At 42.6% G+C, this 14,807-nt stretch carries 16 protein-coding genes; all 16 read right to left on the bottom strand.

All coding sequences use genetic code 11. The features are described from left to right. Positions 1 to 29: 29 nt before the first annotated feature. The 16 genes from D1B33_RS09575 to D1B33_RS09500 all read right to left on the bottom strand — a co-directional run bounded on the left by D1B33_RS09575 (position 30) and on the right by D1B33_RS09500 (position 14,757). A complete protein-coding gene (locus tag D1B33_RS09575) occupies positions 30 to 1,553 on the bottom strand; it encodes a tetratricopeptide repeat protein (RefSeq protein ID WP_118876168.1) in 1,524 nt (507 codons plus the stop codon). A 283-nt stretch (positions 1,554 to 1,836) separates the two neighbouring features. Next, positions 1,837 to 2,478, bottom strand: a complete 642-nt coding sequence (gene hisIE / locus D1B33_RS09570; RefSeq protein WP_118876167.1) for a bifunctional phosphoribosyl-AMP cyclohydrolase/phosphoribosyl-ATP diphosphatase HisIE — start codon at positions 2,476 to 2,478, stop codon at positions 1,837 to 1,839. After that, positions 2,475 to 3,233 (bottom strand): imidazole glycerol phosphate synthase subunit HisF, encoded by a 759-nt coding sequence (gene hisF / locus D1B33_RS09565; protein WP_118876166.1) that lies wholly within the window; start codon positions 3,231 to 3,233, stop codon positions 2,475 to 2,477. Before hisF ends, hisIE begins: the two co-directional genes overlap by 4 nt. A 1-nt stretch (position 3,234) precedes the next feature. Beyond that, entirely contained in the window at positions 3,235 to 3,873 is a 639-nt protein-coding gene (gene hisH / locus D1B33_RS09560; RefSeq protein ID WP_118876165.1) for an imidazole glycerol phosphate synthase subunit HisH, read from the bottom strand. Further along, positions 3,870 to 4,475 carry an imidazoleglycerol-phosphate dehydratase HisB gene (gene hisB, locus D1B33_RS09555; protein ID WP_118876164.1) on the bottom strand — a complete coding sequence of 202 codons (606 nt, stop codon included), beginning with the start codon at positions 4,473 to 4,475 and terminating at the stop codon, positions 3,870 to 3,872. The genes hisH and hisB overlap by 4 nt, the downstream gene beginning before the upstream one ends. 1 nt (position 4,476) lies before the next feature. Continuing rightward, complete coding sequence (gene hisD / locus D1B33_RS09550) at positions 4,477 to 5,757, bottom strand: histidinol dehydrogenase (RefSeq protein ID WP_118876163.1); 1,281 nt, start codon at positions 5,755 to 5,757, stop codon at positions 4,477 to 4,479. 15 nt (positions 5,758 to 5,772) lie between these two features. Continuing rightward, positions 5,773 to 6,396 (bottom strand): ATP phosphoribosyltransferase, encoded by a 624-nt coding sequence (gene hisG, locus D1B33_RS09545; protein WP_118876162.1) that lies wholly within the window; start codon positions 6,394 to 6,396, stop codon positions 5,773 to 5,775. Continuing rightward, positions 6,393 to 7,559, bottom strand: a complete 1,167-nt coding sequence (locus tag D1B33_RS09540; protein WP_118876161.1) for an ATP phosphoribosyltransferase regulatory subunit — start codon at positions 7,557 to 7,559, stop codon at positions 6,393 to 6,395. The genes hisG and D1B33_RS09540 overlap by 4 nt, the downstream gene beginning before the upstream one ends. 198 nt (positions 7,560 to 7,757) lie before the next feature. Beyond that, the gene (locus tag D1B33_RS09535; protein WP_118876160.1) at positions 7,758 to 8,267 is read right to left on the bottom strand and encodes an acyltransferase; all 510 of its coding nucleotides are present in this window, start codon (positions 8,265 to 8,267) and stop codon (positions 7,758 to 7,760) included. Between the two features lie 4 nt (positions 8,268 to 8,271). Then, positions 8,272 to 8,907, bottom strand: a complete 636-nt coding sequence (gene ppaX, locus D1B33_RS09530) for a pyrophosphatase PpaX (RefSeq protein WP_118876159.1) — start codon at positions 8,905 to 8,907, stop codon at positions 8,272 to 8,274. A gap of 30 nt (positions 8,908 to 8,937) precedes the next feature. Then, positions 8,938 to 9,801 carry a prolipoprotein diacylglyceryl transferase gene (gene lgt, locus D1B33_RS09525; protein ID WP_118876158.1) on the bottom strand — a complete coding sequence of 288 codons (864 nt, stop codon included), beginning with the start codon at positions 9,799 to 9,801 and terminating at the stop codon, positions 8,938 to 8,940. Between the two features lie 26 nt (positions 9,802 to 9,827). Then, on the bottom strand, positions 9,828 to 10,766 hold the full coding sequence (gene hprK / locus D1B33_RS09520; protein ID WP_118876157.1) for an HPr(Ser) kinase/phosphatase: 939 nt from the start codon (positions 10,764 to 10,766) through the stop codon (positions 9,828 to 9,830). Positions 10,767 to 11,455: 689 nt separating this feature from the next. Further along, on the bottom strand, positions 11,456 to 11,833 hold the full coding sequence (gene cccB, locus D1B33_RS09515) for a cytochrome c551 (protein WP_118876156.1): 378 nt from the start codon (positions 11,831 to 11,833) through the stop codon (positions 11,456 to 11,458). A 90-nt stretch (positions 11,834 to 11,923) separates the two neighbouring features. Then, the gene (locus tag D1B33_RS09510; protein WP_233549443.1) at positions 11,924 to 12,784 is read right to left on the bottom strand and encodes a YitT family protein; all 861 of its coding nucleotides are present in this window, start codon (positions 12,782 to 12,784) and stop codon (positions 11,924 to 11,926) included. A gap of 147 nt (positions 12,785 to 12,931) precedes the next feature. Next, complete coding sequence (locus D1B33_RS09505) at positions 12,932 to 14,164, bottom strand: EAL and HDOD domain-containing protein (RefSeq protein WP_118876155.1); 1,233 nt, start codon at positions 14,162 to 14,164, stop codon at positions 12,932 to 12,934. Positions 14,165 to 14,289: 125 nt separating this feature from the next. Next, positions 14,290 to 14,757 (bottom strand): S-ribosylhomocysteine lyase, encoded by a 468-nt coding sequence (locus D1B33_RS09500; RefSeq protein WP_118876154.1) that lies wholly within the window; start codon positions 14,755 to 14,757, stop codon positions 14,290 to 14,292. Between the last annotated feature and the right edge of the window lie 50 nt (positions 14,758 to 14,807).

The following is a 14,807-nucleotide window of genomic DNA, read 5'->3' as shown; positions in this document are numbered from 1 at the left end:
TCAATAAGGAACTTCAAATAGTTTGCCTACTAATCAAATGGAAGATAGCCCATTAACTCTTCGATATACTTTGTTAAAGTCGCAACGGAAATGTTGTATTTTTGTGCATAGTGTTTCTTTGTCACCTTGTTGCTATTAATGGTAGAAAAGAACATATACTCCACTGCCGCAGCCAGGGCTTTCATATTTTTAAAAGGATAGTCATCTTTTAATGCCCTTTCGCTTAATACAAACCACATTTGGAACAGATATTGGCCTTCCAGCGTAATACTCGAAGTGCTTCTATATAATTCTTCCGCCACTTCCATCGAGCGGACAAAGTTTTTTTCAAACGGGTTGCGGTCATTGAATCGATGTTGAAGAGCATACGCCAAACAAAGTTTTTCGATTCCGCTATATTTCGAAAGATCAATCAGTTTAGGATGTGCAACAATTTCTTGCTTATAAGCAGACTTGCTTAGCAAAAAGAAGCCGAACATGCGATGCGTGCTATATTCGCTGCTGATTTTCTCAATAATAAACTCCCGGTTGCTTTCCAAAGATTCTTCGGCATGTTCTTCTGCTGCATTCAGCCATGGCTGCAGCCCCTCTTTAGAAGGATCGATTTCCACAAGGATTTTCCAAGCTTGTTTTCCTTCTTCAGGATGGCCGCTAAAATACGCAGCTTGCGCCAGCCAGAAATAGAAGCCTGCGTCGCCTCCATATCCTTTGCGCTTCATGCTTTGCAGCCATTTATAGGATGTTTCGTATTCCCCGATTAAAGCTAGTGTTGCTCCCAGCTTGTAGCGATTTTCCCAATCGAAAGGATTAATCTTCTTCAGTGTTTCAACGAGATTATTAAGCTCTTGATCCTCTTTTTCATAGTATGCAATCACAGCTAAATTACAGAGCGCATGCAAATTGCCCAGGTTTTCCCGTAGAACATGATGCAGCAATGCTCTTGCTTGCTCTGCATCTCCCACATAAAAATAGGCTAACGCCAGATTGTTGTAAGCAGGCCATAAATCGGGATATTGTTCAATTAATTGTTCCAGCACTTCAATGGCTTGATCGAATTGACCGCCTTCCATATAGCGTCTAGCTTTTTCCTGTACAATTAATTTTTCCGAATCGTCCTCATCAAATGGCTCGATTTCATCTTCCTCGAATTGAACAAAATCCAGGATATCTTCTGCTTCCTCCACATACATGCCATCGGGCTCCATTTTCAGATACATTTCGGCGTATTTTTTGGCATCCCGGTTCATCCCGATACAACCTGAAATTTCCGCTAAGAAAAAGACGTGTTCAGGTTCACTTGGATCTAAACTGTAAGCGGTATGGAGCAATTCATATGCTTTCTCGAAATTTTGGGCTTCCATTTCCAAGATGCCAAATTGCATCAGCACATGGGCATCATCCGGACTTAGTTCAGCAGCCCGTTTCATATATTTATAAGCCTTATCCATTTGATCCTTGTCAATGGCTTTCAGCGCTTTATGAAAGTAATAGTCACCGTTTGGAATAAACGAGACAACATTATTTTGTTTTTCTTTCTGACGTTGTTTTTCCAAAGTTCATCCTCCGAACTATATTTGTTACACATAGAAAAGCGGAGAACGCCCGTTTAGCTCCGACAACAACTGGAGGGGCTGAAAAAAAGGGCGCTCTTTGCCCTTTTAGGCAGCGCCGAAGTTGTCGAGGAGCTGGCGTTCGCAGCTGGACATCGTTCTTATTGCATTAAAAAGTCTCCAAAAACAAAGCAAAAGGAACGCAGAATACGTTCCTTGGACAGTTAGTTACATTATAACATAATTTTTTTCAACGTCATTCATTTAGTATTATGTTAATGTTAAATTATTGATTATTTTTGGTACTTGCACGTTTTTCCTCATGACGGGTTTTAAGTACCTTCAGTACGTCATAAACATCAATTTTTTGCTCTTGAAGAAGCACCAACAGATGGTAGATCAAATCCGCTGCTTCCCATTTCACTTCCTCGGCATCGCGATTTTTCGCTCCGATAACAACCTCCGTTGCTTCTTCGCCGACTTTTTTACAAATTTTATCGATTCCTTTTTCAAATAAATATGTAGTGTAAGCACCTTCAGGCATATCCACTTCACGCTTGCGAATTATCTCGGCCAATTGTGGAAGAACGTCCACGGAACCAACTTTTTCATTTTGCAAAAGCACGTCAGTAAAGCAAGACGTTGTACCGTTATGACAAGCTGGACCAGCCGGCACTACTTCCACAACCAGCGCATCTTGGTCACAATCCGCTTTGATGGAAACCACCTTTTGCGTATTTCCGCTTGTTGCGCCTTTATGCCAAAGTTCTTGTCTGGAACGGGAGTAAAACCAAGTCTCTCCTGTTTCAATGGTTTTATTTAATGATTCTTCGTTCATATAAGCAACCGTTAAAATTTCTTTTGACTGTGCATCTTGAACCACCGCCGTGATTAACCCTTTATCATCGAACTTTAAACCTTCTATCATCTGACACACACTCCTCTTTCGCGCAATACGGATTTTACTTCCGCCACGCTCGTTTCTTTATAGTGGAAAATCGATGCTGCCAGTGCTGCATCCGCATCTACTTCTTGCAATACTTCTACGAAATGTTCCGCGTTTCCGGCCCCTCCGCTGGCAATGACCGGTACGGTTACTGCATCCCGGACCGCTTTTGTTAGCTCAAGATCAAACCCGGTTTTTTCGCCATCTTGATTCATGCTTGTCAGCAGAATTTCGCCTGCCCCAAGACGGACTGCTTCCTTCGCCCACTCGACAGCTTGCCATTTTGTTTTATTGCGTCCCCCATGCGTATAGACCATCCAAGTGCCATCTTCTTCGGAGAATCTGGCATCGATTGCTACAACGATACACTGTGAACCAAAGAAATCGGAACCTTCTTTTATTAGTTCGGGACGCTCCAATGCAGACGTATTGACGGATACTTTATCTGCACCAGCGCGCAAAATGCGTTTCATATCTTCCAACGTCCGGATTCCGCCTCCTACCGTAAATGGAATCGCAAGTGTTGACGCAGTTTGACGCACCACATCCACCATCGTCTCACGGCCTTCGTGGGAAGCCGAAATATCCAGAAATACTAATTCATCGGCTCCTTGCTCATCATAAAACTTGGCCAGTTCCACTGGATCGCCGGCATCCCGGAGTTCAACAAATTGCACCCCTTTGACAACTCGGCCTTCTTTTACATCCAAACAAGGAATAATTCGTTTTGTCAGCATGTTATTTCCCGACTCCTTTCAGCCATTGCTCAAGCAGGAAGACGCCAAATTCCCCCGACTTTTCAGGATGGAACTGCATCCCGCAAACATTTCCGGATTGTACTACTCCCGGTACTTCCGCATCAAAGTATTCCGCACTTGCCACTAGCTGTTCGCGTTTCACCCCAGCGGCATAAAAGGAATGCACAAAATAAACAAACTTGCTTTCCGGCATCACTTCGCCTTGCAGCCATTCAGGCAAACTGTGAAACTCTAATGTATTCCAGCCCATATGCGGAACGCGGTAGGCTTCACCTGTGGCAGTTTTACCGGAAAAACGAGAAATTTTACCTTTGAAAAAGCCGAATCCTTTTGTAGGGGCCACTTCCTCGCTTTCTTCAAACAACAGCTGCATCCCAAGGCAAATGCCCAATAACGGTTTGCGCGCTTCTACTTGTTGACGGATCAATTGGTCCAGCTCTGTTTCAGCCAATCGTTTCATGGCATCAGGGAAAGCCCCAACGCCAGGGAGGATCAGTGCATCGGTTGCTGCCAGTTCTTCGGAATCCGAAGAGACAACCACCTCGCAATCCAGACGTTTCAATGCCTGTTCTACGCTGAATAAATTGCCCATGCCATAATCGATTACCCCTATTTTCATGTTAACAGCCCTTTCGTTGATGGTACACCTTTTACTCGAGGGTCAATCTGTACCGCATCATCAATTGCTCTTGCCAATGCTTTAAAGATTGCTTCAATAATGTGATGCGTGTTGTGGCCATAAGGAACGATTACATGTACATTCATGCGGGCCTCCAAAGCAAATTTCCATAAAAACTCATGCAAAAGTTCCGTATCGAATGTTCCCGCTTTTTCTTTTAATGCTGGCTCCACTCGATATTCCAGGTGCGGGCGGTTTGAACAATCCACAACAACTTGTGCCAACGCATCATCCATTGGAACAAAAGCGTTCCCATAGCGTTTGATGCCTTTCTTGTCGCCAAGCGCTTCGCGGATTGCCTGCCCCAACACGATGCCGATATCTTCGGTTGTGTGGTGGTCATCGATATGCGTATCTCCATCTGCAATGATTTTCCCGTTAAACAGGCCATGCTTCATGAAAAGGTCCAGCATATGATCCATAAATGGAACACCCGTATTGACCTCCGCCTTGCCTTCCCCATCCAACTCAATCTCGATGGCAATTTTGGTTTCATTCGTATTTCGTTCGATTTTGGCAACTCTCTTTTTTAATTCTGTCATATTATTTATCTCCTTTAGTCCAACCTCGGGATTCTACTGCTCGTGCGTGGCCTTCCAGCCCTTCCATTCTTGCAAGACGGGCGATTTTCGGTGCATTCTCTTCCCAAGTTTTTTCAGTATAATAAACGACATTTGTTTTTTTGATAAAGTCATCCACATTCAAACCGCTTGCAAAGCGTGCCGTACTATTCGTAGGAAGTACGTGATTGGTTCCTGCAAAATAATCGCCCACCGGTTCCGAGCTGTAACGTCCGATGAAGATTGCTCCTGCGTGGCGAACTTTTAATGCATCTTCTTCTGCGTTGGTAGTGACAATTTCCAAATGTTCCGGAGCAAGCGAGTTAACTGCATCAATTGCTTGTTCCATGTTTTCTGCCACATAAATTTGTCCGAAGTTTTCAATCGATTTTCGGGCAATCCCTTCTTTTGGCAATTCACTTAATTGTTTTTCCACTTCTAGTGCAACGTCCTGCGCCAATCTTTCGCTCGTTGTAATCAGCACCGCGCAAGCTAATGCATCGTGCTCTGCTTGTGACAGCAAATCGGCCGCTACTTCATCGGCATATGCCGTCTCGTCGGCCAGCACGGCAATTTCACTAGGGCCCGCAATCATATCGATGGCTACCTCGCCAAATACTTCCCGTTTCGCCAAAGCAACAAAGATATTTCCCGGTCCCGTTATTTTATCCACCGGTGCAATGCTTTCCGTTCCGTAAGCAAGGGCCGCAATTGCCTGGGCTCCACCAACTTTATAAATCTCGTCTACCCCTAATATCGATGCGGCAACCAGGACAGCATCCGGCAGCTTTCCATCTCTTCCTGCAGGCGATGTAATGACGATTCGTTCTACTCCCGCTACTTGGGCCGGAATCACGTTCATCAAGACGGATGATGGGTACGCCGCCAACCCGCCCGGAACGTACAAACCGACCGCATCCAAAGGAATGATGCGTTGAGCAAGCCAAGAGCCATTATCCAATGGAAGCTTATAGTCGTCGCGTTTTTGAGCTTCATGATAATAACGAATATTCGCAGCGGCTTCTTCTAAATCCACTTTTAACTGAGGATCAAAGTTTTGTACGGCTGCTTCGATTTCTTCAGGTGTTACGCGAAAAGAATCCAGTGAAATGCCGTCCCACATTTCGCTATATTTACGAAGGGCAGCGTTGCCGTTTTCACGAACATCCTGCAGAACTTGACGGACGGTTTTCAACTGTTCTTCATTGCCGCCTTCAAGCTGCCGTTTCAGTGATACCGCATTCGTTAATTTTGTAATATTCATTTATAGCCCTTCTTTCTAACCAACAATTTTTTTCAGACGCGACACAAGTTCCTGAATTCGCGCACTTTTCATCCGATAGCTAACAGGGTTGGCAATGAGTCGCGAAGAAACATCGGTAATATGCTCATACTCCACTAATCCGTTTTCTTTCAGCGTTCTTCCGGTGGAGACAATGTCCACAATGCGATCCGCCAGTCCGATCATTGGCGCAAGCTCAATCGATCCATTCAATTCAATGATTTCCACTTGCTCGCCAAGCTCTTTATAATAATTCATTGCGATATTTGGATATTTTGTTGCAATGCGTGGGGCGATTTCATTCATTGTTGTGTTTGGCAACCCGGCAGATGCAATATAGCATTGGCTAATTTTCAAATCCAATAACTCATGTACATTGCGGCGCAGTTCCAATAATGTATCTTTTCCGGCAATCCCGATATCGGCAACACCATGTTCCACATACACCGGAACATCCATCGGTTTTGCCAAGATAAAACGAAGATCTTCTTCAGGAATATCAATCATCAACTTGCGGGACATTTCCACTTCTTCCGGCAAGTTAAAGCCCGCCTCGATCAGCATCTGGTAGGCTTCTTCAAAAATTCGCCCTTTTGGCATGGCAATCGTTAAATGACTCATTTTGCTAAATCCTCCTGACTGACAGTAACAACTTCGTCAAAGTGATTCGTGAATGCCTCTACATTCACCAAACCTTTTTGCGACTGCAACGTAACCCGTTTCCCTTCTTCTCTTAAAGCATTTGCCGTTTGTAAAGCTTTCGAGAAAGCTTCATCTTCAAATAGCACGGCCACTGTTTGTGCAGCAGATGGTTTGGAAGGAATCACTTCCAGCAGCCGGTCCACACGCAGGCCAAAGCCGGTTGCACCCACTTCGCTGCCAAAATGCTTCAATAAGCCATCGTATCGTCCGCCGTTACCCAATGCAAAGCCGCTGCCATCTGCAAACACTTCAAACAACATGCCTGTGTAGTAATTCATATGGCTGGATAAAGTAAAGTCCAGTGCCACATACTCTGACAACCCGGCTGTATCGATCAACTCTAACAATTGCTGCATATAATCAAGTTCATTGTTTTTCCGAACATATTTTTCAATGTCAGTGATGGAAGCGAAATTTGTTGCTTCGCTAATGAATTGCAGCAATGCGTCCGATTTTGTTTTTGGTAAATCAAACGATTCTACGGCCTCTTCAAAGCCAACGTAATTGCGTTTCACCAGTAAACTTCTTAATGTATCTTCTTGATCCTTGCTGTCGGTGTAATCTCTTAAAATACAATTCAGCACGCCTGCATGTCCAATTGTAATCTTGAAAGAATCAATGCCAAAAGCTTGGATTAAATGAACGGCCGTAACGATGACTTCTGCATCTGCATAGACACTTTTGTCGCCGATGATTTCAATCCCCATTTGGCCAAATTCAGCAGGGCGTCCGCCTTCCGTTTGCTGGGCGCGGAAAACATTCGCAAAATACGCCAGGCGCAATGGAATTTTTTCTTTCAATAATTTAGATGTAGCCACACGTGCAATTGGCGTCGTCATATCAGGACGCAGCACTAAAGTATTTCCTTGGCTATCTACTAGTTTAAATAAGGAAGCATCATAAATTGCAGATGCCTTTCCAACGGTATCGAAATACTCCAAGCTTGGCGTTTGAATAAAATCAAATCCGCGCGAACGCAAGAAATCACGTCCTGTTTGACGTACTTCCTCTGTTTTTTCATATGGAATCGGGAATGTATCACGCATTCCTAATGGCTTTTCAAACATTTTTATCGATGACATCATACCACATCCTACCAATTTTACTTTAGTGCGCTAGAGAATTAGAGAATTAATATATGAAAGTATTTTATCGAATATAAACCAATTCGTCAATTAGATTGGTTCATAAGATTATGACTATTTCATATTATCCCTTAATTTTGCTATAAAAACATAAAAAAAGAATCCAAAAGCCCTTCGCGGCTTCTGGATTCTTTGTTATTGTTTTCTTCTTTCGGCCATCTGCTCGGCAGTGTAAATAATGCGCATAGGATTTCCGCCCACCATAGATCCTGCAGGAACATCCTTGTGGACCAAGGTTGCCGCAGAAACGATGGCGCCATCACCTATTTCGACACCCGGCAAGATTGTGGTATTCGCCCCGATCATGACCTCGCTGCCAATTTTCACATCACCCAACCGATATTCTTCAATTAAATATTCGTGAGCCAATATAGTGGTATTGAACCCGATGATTGTATTATTCCCTATTGAAATTCTTTCAGGAAACATCGTGTCCGGCATGACCATCAGGGCAAGGGAAGTTCTTTCACCGATTTTCATATGCAAAAACGTACGATAAATCCAATTTTTCAAACTCATAAAAGGTGTAATACGCCCTATTTGAATGAAAATAAAGCATTTCATCACCTTCCAGAATGACACTGTTTTATATACATTCCATAATGAGTTTCCACCTTGGACTGAATATCGCTCCGTTTTTCTCATATGCCTATGACTCCTTCACAATCGTTAATAAGTCGGAAATATGCTGCAGCATGTAGTCCGGATTATATTGCATTAAAAACTCTTCACCTTTAAGGGACCAAGCAACACCGGCAGATTTCACTCCTGCGTTTTTCCCTGCTTCGATATCATGATAATTATCTCCAATCATCATCACATCTTCTTTCTCGACCCCCAATTTCTCGATGGCCAAAAGAACAGGCTCCGGATGAGGTTTCACGTTCTTTACATCATCCAACCCAATCCAGAATTCAAAGAGATGTTTTGCTCCCATAAGATTCAGACCTTTTTCAATTGTATCCCTTCTTTTTGTGGACACAATCGCCATTCGAATGCCTTGTTCTTTTAATTGCTCCAAAGTAGGAACCACACCATCAAACTCGGTTACTAATTCATCATGGTGCGTTTGATTCCATAGTCGATATTTCTCTACCATATCTTCCACTTCATCAGGGGTTAATTGTTCAAATGTTTCATATAATGACGGACCAATAAAGTTTATGCAATCTTTTGGCGAATATTGCCCAGGAAATCTTTCTTCCAGTACATGCATAAATGTTTGAATGATCAACTCATTTGTATCGAGCAATGTTCCATCAAAATCAAAAAGTAGTGCTTTCATCAGGCTGTGCATCTCCTTATAAATCGCTTATTACTTTTTCTTGCTTGTTTGATTCTTTTTCTTCTGATCAACTTTCTCTTCATCCAAATATCGAACGATTGGTCGGACCTTTAGTCTTCTATAAACAATGGCCGTTACCGCAATTACAATTGCCAATATGGATACAACTTGAGCCGAACGCAATTCCCCAATCAAATATAAGCTGTCCGTTCTCATGCCTTCGATAAAGAAACGGCCAATGGAGTACCAAATCATATAGCTGAAGAAGATTTCCCCGCGATGCAGGTTCACTCTTCTTAAAGCAAGCAAAATAATCAATCCAATAAAATTCCAAACGGATTCATATAAGAAGGTTGGATGTACATATGTAGCGAGTTCCTCAATATACATTTGTTCAATAATCCAGTTTGGAAGCATCAAACTTTCCAAATATTCGCGCGATACCGGCCCACCGAAAGCCTCCTGGTTCATAAAGTTGCCCCAGCGGCCAATAATTTGGCCAATCAGAATACTTGGTGCCGCGATGTCCGCAACCTTCAGGAAACTAACATTTTTCTTTTTGCAGAAAATATAGGCGGTAATCACAGCTCCGATCAATGCACCATGAATCGCAATGCCGCCATTCCAAATCTGGATGATTTTCTCCGGATGGGCGCCATAATAGTCCCACTTCATGGCCACATAGTAAATGCGGGCAGAAGCAATCGAAATCGGAATCGCCCAAATCAGCAAATCTGCCAGGAAATCTTCCGGCAATCCTCGTTTCACGGCCTCTCGTTGACCCACGATATATGCCAATACAATACCGAAGGCAATCAGCAGACCATACCATCTTACATCTAGAATCCCTATCGAAAAGGCAATAGGGTCAATGGCAAGTAATGTATATTGCATTAAAAAGCCCCTCTCAATACTTAGTGCTAGTAATCATCAATTTCATCTTGGATAGCAATCACTTCATCCAATCTTCTCGAAAATTCTTGTGCCGTATTAATCCCCATTTTCTTCAGGCGGTAATTCATGGCGGCTACTTCGATAATAACCGATACATTTCGGCCTGGCTGGACAGGAATCGTTAATTTTGTAATATCGGTATCGATGATTCTCATTTTTTCTTCATCCAACCCTAAACGATCGTAAGCTTTTTCGGGATCCCAGTTTTCCAGCTCAATAATCAGGGTAATACGCTTATAGGGGCGAATGGCGCTGGCTCCAAATAAGGTCATAATATCAATGATCCCGATTCCCCGGATTTCCAGCAAATGTTCCAATAGAGGGGGCGGGCTTCCAATAATTAAATCTTCGGCCTCTTGTCGAATTTCTACCGAATCATCCGCAACCAAGCGATGGCCCTTTTTAATGAGCTCAAGCGCAGTTTCACTTTTCCCTACGCCGCTTTTCCCTATAATGAGCACGCCAATTCCATAGACATCCACGAGTACGCCATGAACTGCCGCTGTGGGTGCCAGTTTACTCTCAAGGTAATTCGTTAGCCTGCTTGAAAATTGCGTCGTTTTCATCGAAGTCGTTAATACCGGAACATCATTTTGGTTGGATGCATGGATTAGCTCTTCCGGGACGGGCATCTCCCTTGAAACAACAATCGCAGGTGTATCCTGTGAACAAAGTTTCAGCATTCGTTCTTTTTTTAATTCGGTTGGAAGCATCTCAAAAAAGGACAATTCCGTCTTGCCGATCAATTGCACGCGTTTTGCCGGGTAATGCGTAAAATAGCCAGCCATCTCAAGGCCAGGTCTGGAAATATCGCTCGTTGTAATATATCGGCCAATTCCTTCGTGTCCACTTACTAACGTTAAGTTGAATTTTTCTTGCATTTCTTTTGTCGTTACTTGAATCACTGGTTTATCGTCCCTGCCTTTGCTATTAAGTTTGCTAGCATATAGTCCTTATTTTAGCATGTACCAGAAAGTTTGTATTTAAATTAATCTATTTCCGAAAGATTGGGTTGGTTTTTTCTATTTGGGATCTTTGAGTTTGCTTTTAAATTTTTGCTGTTGTACTGGTGTGGCTTGAAGTGGGATTTTAGACGTACGTATTTATTGGACCGGTTTCGCTTGGGCTTGCTTTGTAACGGCATTTTGATGGTGGCTATTCGACCGTTTGGAAATGTAGTAACTCTTAATCGGCGTTTTGAACGCGGCTATTCGACCGTTTGGACATGTAGTGACTCTAAATGGGCGTTTTGAACGCGGCTATTCGACCGTTTGAACATGTAGTGACTCTAAATCGGCGTTTAGAACATAGAAACCTTCATCAAACAAGACTTTAGAATTCTCTAATTGAATGTATTCCTGCTATCTATCTCTAAACATCTCTTTAGATTTTCTCTAATCGAGTGTTTTCCTAAAAACTATTCCCATTCCCTAATCGAACGTTCTCCTGCAAACTCGCTCAATCCCCACTTTATCGCCAGGACATCGCATCCTGTACAGAAATCTTGCCCCATTCAAACTGCTCTACTCCATTGCCTAACCAAATAAAAAAGACAAAGCCGTTCCGATCCCGGCTTTGTCTTTGAAACGAATCATTATTTTTGTTGCGCCAACCATGCAGCAGCTGCTTCAGCTTCTTCGCCTTGCAGCAATCCGCCAGGCATGCCGCCACGTCCATTTACAATCACATCATGGATTTCTTCTTCAGAAAGACGGCTTCCCACGTCCGCTAAACTTGGCGTATTGCCCATCCCTTGCAAGTTCCCGCCATGGCAAGTTGCGCATGTTTCCCGAACAAGCGCTTCTCCTTCTGCAGCTGCAGTTTCACCTGATGTTCCTTCATTTGTTGTTTCGTTTTCTGTTGTTGTGTTTTCTGTTTCATTGTTCGTATTTGTCGCTTCTTCATCTCCACCGCCGCATGCAGCCAAGAATAATGCTGAACCGAATACTAGTGCCAACCATGCTTTTTTCATTTTGTTTCCCTCCAAGAAATAATGATAATCCTTCGTGCAGTTTACAGAATGAGGACAAGAATATGGATTACACTGGTTATTATACCAAACTTATACCCTTTTAAAACCTTTCCCCAACACCTCATACGCATCTGAAACAATCACGAATGCCTCCGGATCAACGGTTTTGATAACTTGTTTCAGCTTTGTGAACTCGGATTGATACACAACTACCATCAGCATGAGTTTTTGTTCACCTGTATATCCGCCAAAAGCTGGTACCTTGGTTACCCCGCGGTCTATTTCGGCATAAATGGTATCTCGCATGATTTCTTGTTTATTGGTGATAATATAGACCATTTTCGATTGGCTCACACCCAACTGGACTAGGTCGATTGTTTTGGTTGTGACATAAAGTCCGATTAACGCATATAATCCTTTTTCAATGTCAAAGACCACGGCCGCACTTAAAGCGATTAGACCGTCGATCAACAGGACACTGGTTCCCAGCGTAAGCCCCGTATATTTTGTAATGATTTGCGCCAATAAATCTGTGCCTCCGGTCGAAGCGTTTCCTTTAAAAACGAAGCCAATTCCCAATCCAACAATAATCCCTCCAAAAAGAGATGCCAGCAAAGCGTTGGTTGTTAGTGCGCCAACCCCATCAAACAAAATGACAAAGAACGGAAGGGAAACTGTTCCGACAAAGGATTTCAAACCGAAGCTCTTGCCTAGCACCACTACACCGGCGATAAAGAGCGGAATATTAAATGCATATTGGACAACCCCTGCATTCCAGCCAAAAAGGCCGTTTAAAATGGTACTGATCCCGCTAACTCCCCCGGACGCGACTTGATTCGGGAATAAAAAAGCATTAAATCCAAAGGCGATTATCGCCGCCCCCAGAAGTACATAAAAGTATTCCTGAATGATATCTTTTGTTGAATACGTGATGTTATTCTTTTCAGTCATAGATTTCCTCACTTTAATCCTTTTTCTCCGCAATGATTATAACAAACGGGAAGGGAAAAGAGAACTTTGGCTTCATACGCAAGCGATGCGTTCCACTTTGGCCGCAAAAAAAGGAGCTGTCCCGGTACTTATGAGACACCTCCCCAACTAAATAGATGTAAGAGCCCAATCATGTGCTTCCGTATACAAAGCGCTAATTTGGTCTTTATTCAAATTAAATGCTTGTGCAAATCGGTCTATGCTTTCAAAATCCAGCTTGTCCAATGCGATGCTAAATTCGAGGTAGGGTGTCATGGATGTTGGTTTCCCGCAGATGGTGCGGATCATTTCTTCCGAAAAAGGAAGCTGTTTTAAAATAACATCCATCGGCCGTTGCAGCAGGGCATCAATCAGGGAAAACATGCCAATCAAAAAATACTCGGAGTAGTTCTCTTTGAATTTTTGTTTCGCCAGATTTTCGCATATCTTCGCGCGAAATAAAGATGTTCTCATCAATTCTCTGAACAAGTCCGATGGGTTTGAGGTTTCCCCTTCACGCAAGGCCAATAAATAAATCAACTTACGCAATTCCGTAAGCCCAATTAGCAAAATGGCCTGTTTTATGGAGCTAACCTTCTTTTTCAGGCGATATCCTGTATCATTAATCACTTTTAATAGTTTATAAGATAATGAAACATCCCGCTCAATCGCTTGGGCGATTTTATTGAGATCGGGGACTTCTTCTCTAAACAAGAGCATAATTTGAAAATATTGCAGCGTATTCATTGGAATATCCGTTGATTTGATGATTTGCGGTTTTTCAAAGAAATAGCCTTGAAATAGTGTATAGCCAGCATGTCTTGCTACATCGAATTGATTTCTGTTCTCGACTTTTTCCGCCAACAATTCGATATGGGGAAAAGAATTTTTTACCCGATTTTCGATTTTCATCCGCTTGAGCAGAGGCGTTGCCAGAAAATCAATTTTTATGATGTCGATATACTGGAAAAGCTCTTCATTGTCCACCATGCTGTCAGCCAAAATAAAGTCATCCAGCGCCATTTTAAAATTTCGCTGTTTAAGTTCTTTCACTCGTTCTACTAATTTTGGTGTAATAGGAACATCTTCCAAAATTTCGATGACTACTTTGGAAGGGTCAATTAACTCCAATACATCAGGATCCATCAATAAATTCTCCGTAAAGTTCACAAAACCCGGACGCCCTTTTGTTACTTCATCGCTGCCCATTGAAAGCAAAAAATTTACCAAGACGTCCAGCGTTGCAGAATCTTTGGCCGAATTATCAAAGATATTTAAATCTCCATTTCGATAAAGCAGCTCATATGCTACAATTTCTTCCGTTATGTTAAATATCGGCTGTCTCCCTAAAAAAACATCCACAGGCAATTCCTCACTTTTATGTAAATTCCTTATCTATTATACCACCGCATTAAAATCTTTACATTATTTAACAAATATTTAGGAATAAAAAAACAGTCTCACAGCGAGACTGTCTTCCATTAAACTTAATCTTCTTTAAAAATCGTTGCCCATTCGTCACGTTTAGCAAGGATTTCCTTGGCCAACTCTTGCGCACCTTCAAGGCTGTGGTTTGCAGCCCAGCCGCATTGCACTTCGTTGCATGCAGGAACTTCTGTTGCATTCACTACATCTTGCAGTGTTTTTTCCAATATGTCGAGTACCTCGTCATAATTATCGTGGTTAATCATTGTTAAATAAAAGCCTGTTTGGCATCCCATCGGACTCATATCAACTACATGATCTGTATGATTTCGGATATTTTCCGCCATTAAGTGCTCGATTGAGTGTAGTGCATCCATTTTCATGTGCTCTTTGTTCGGCTGTTTAAAACGAACATCATATTTTCTTACAACGTCACCGTTTTGCCCTTCTTTAATCCCTGCAAGGCGTACATATGGCGCAGCTACTTTTGTATGATCCAAGTTAAAACTTTCAACATTCATTTTTGGCATCTATAAAACCCTCATTTCTATTATTTTTAAACGTGTGCAATCATAGTTAA

Source organism: Ureibacillus yapensis (assembly GCF_003515775.1).
GTDB classification, from domain to species: Bacteria; Bacillota; Bacilli; order Bacillales_A; family Planococcaceae; genus Ureibacillus; species Ureibacillus yapensis.
The sequence above is the reverse complement of the archived record's forward strand: the minus strand, read 5'-3'. Positions and strand labels throughout refer to the sequence as shown.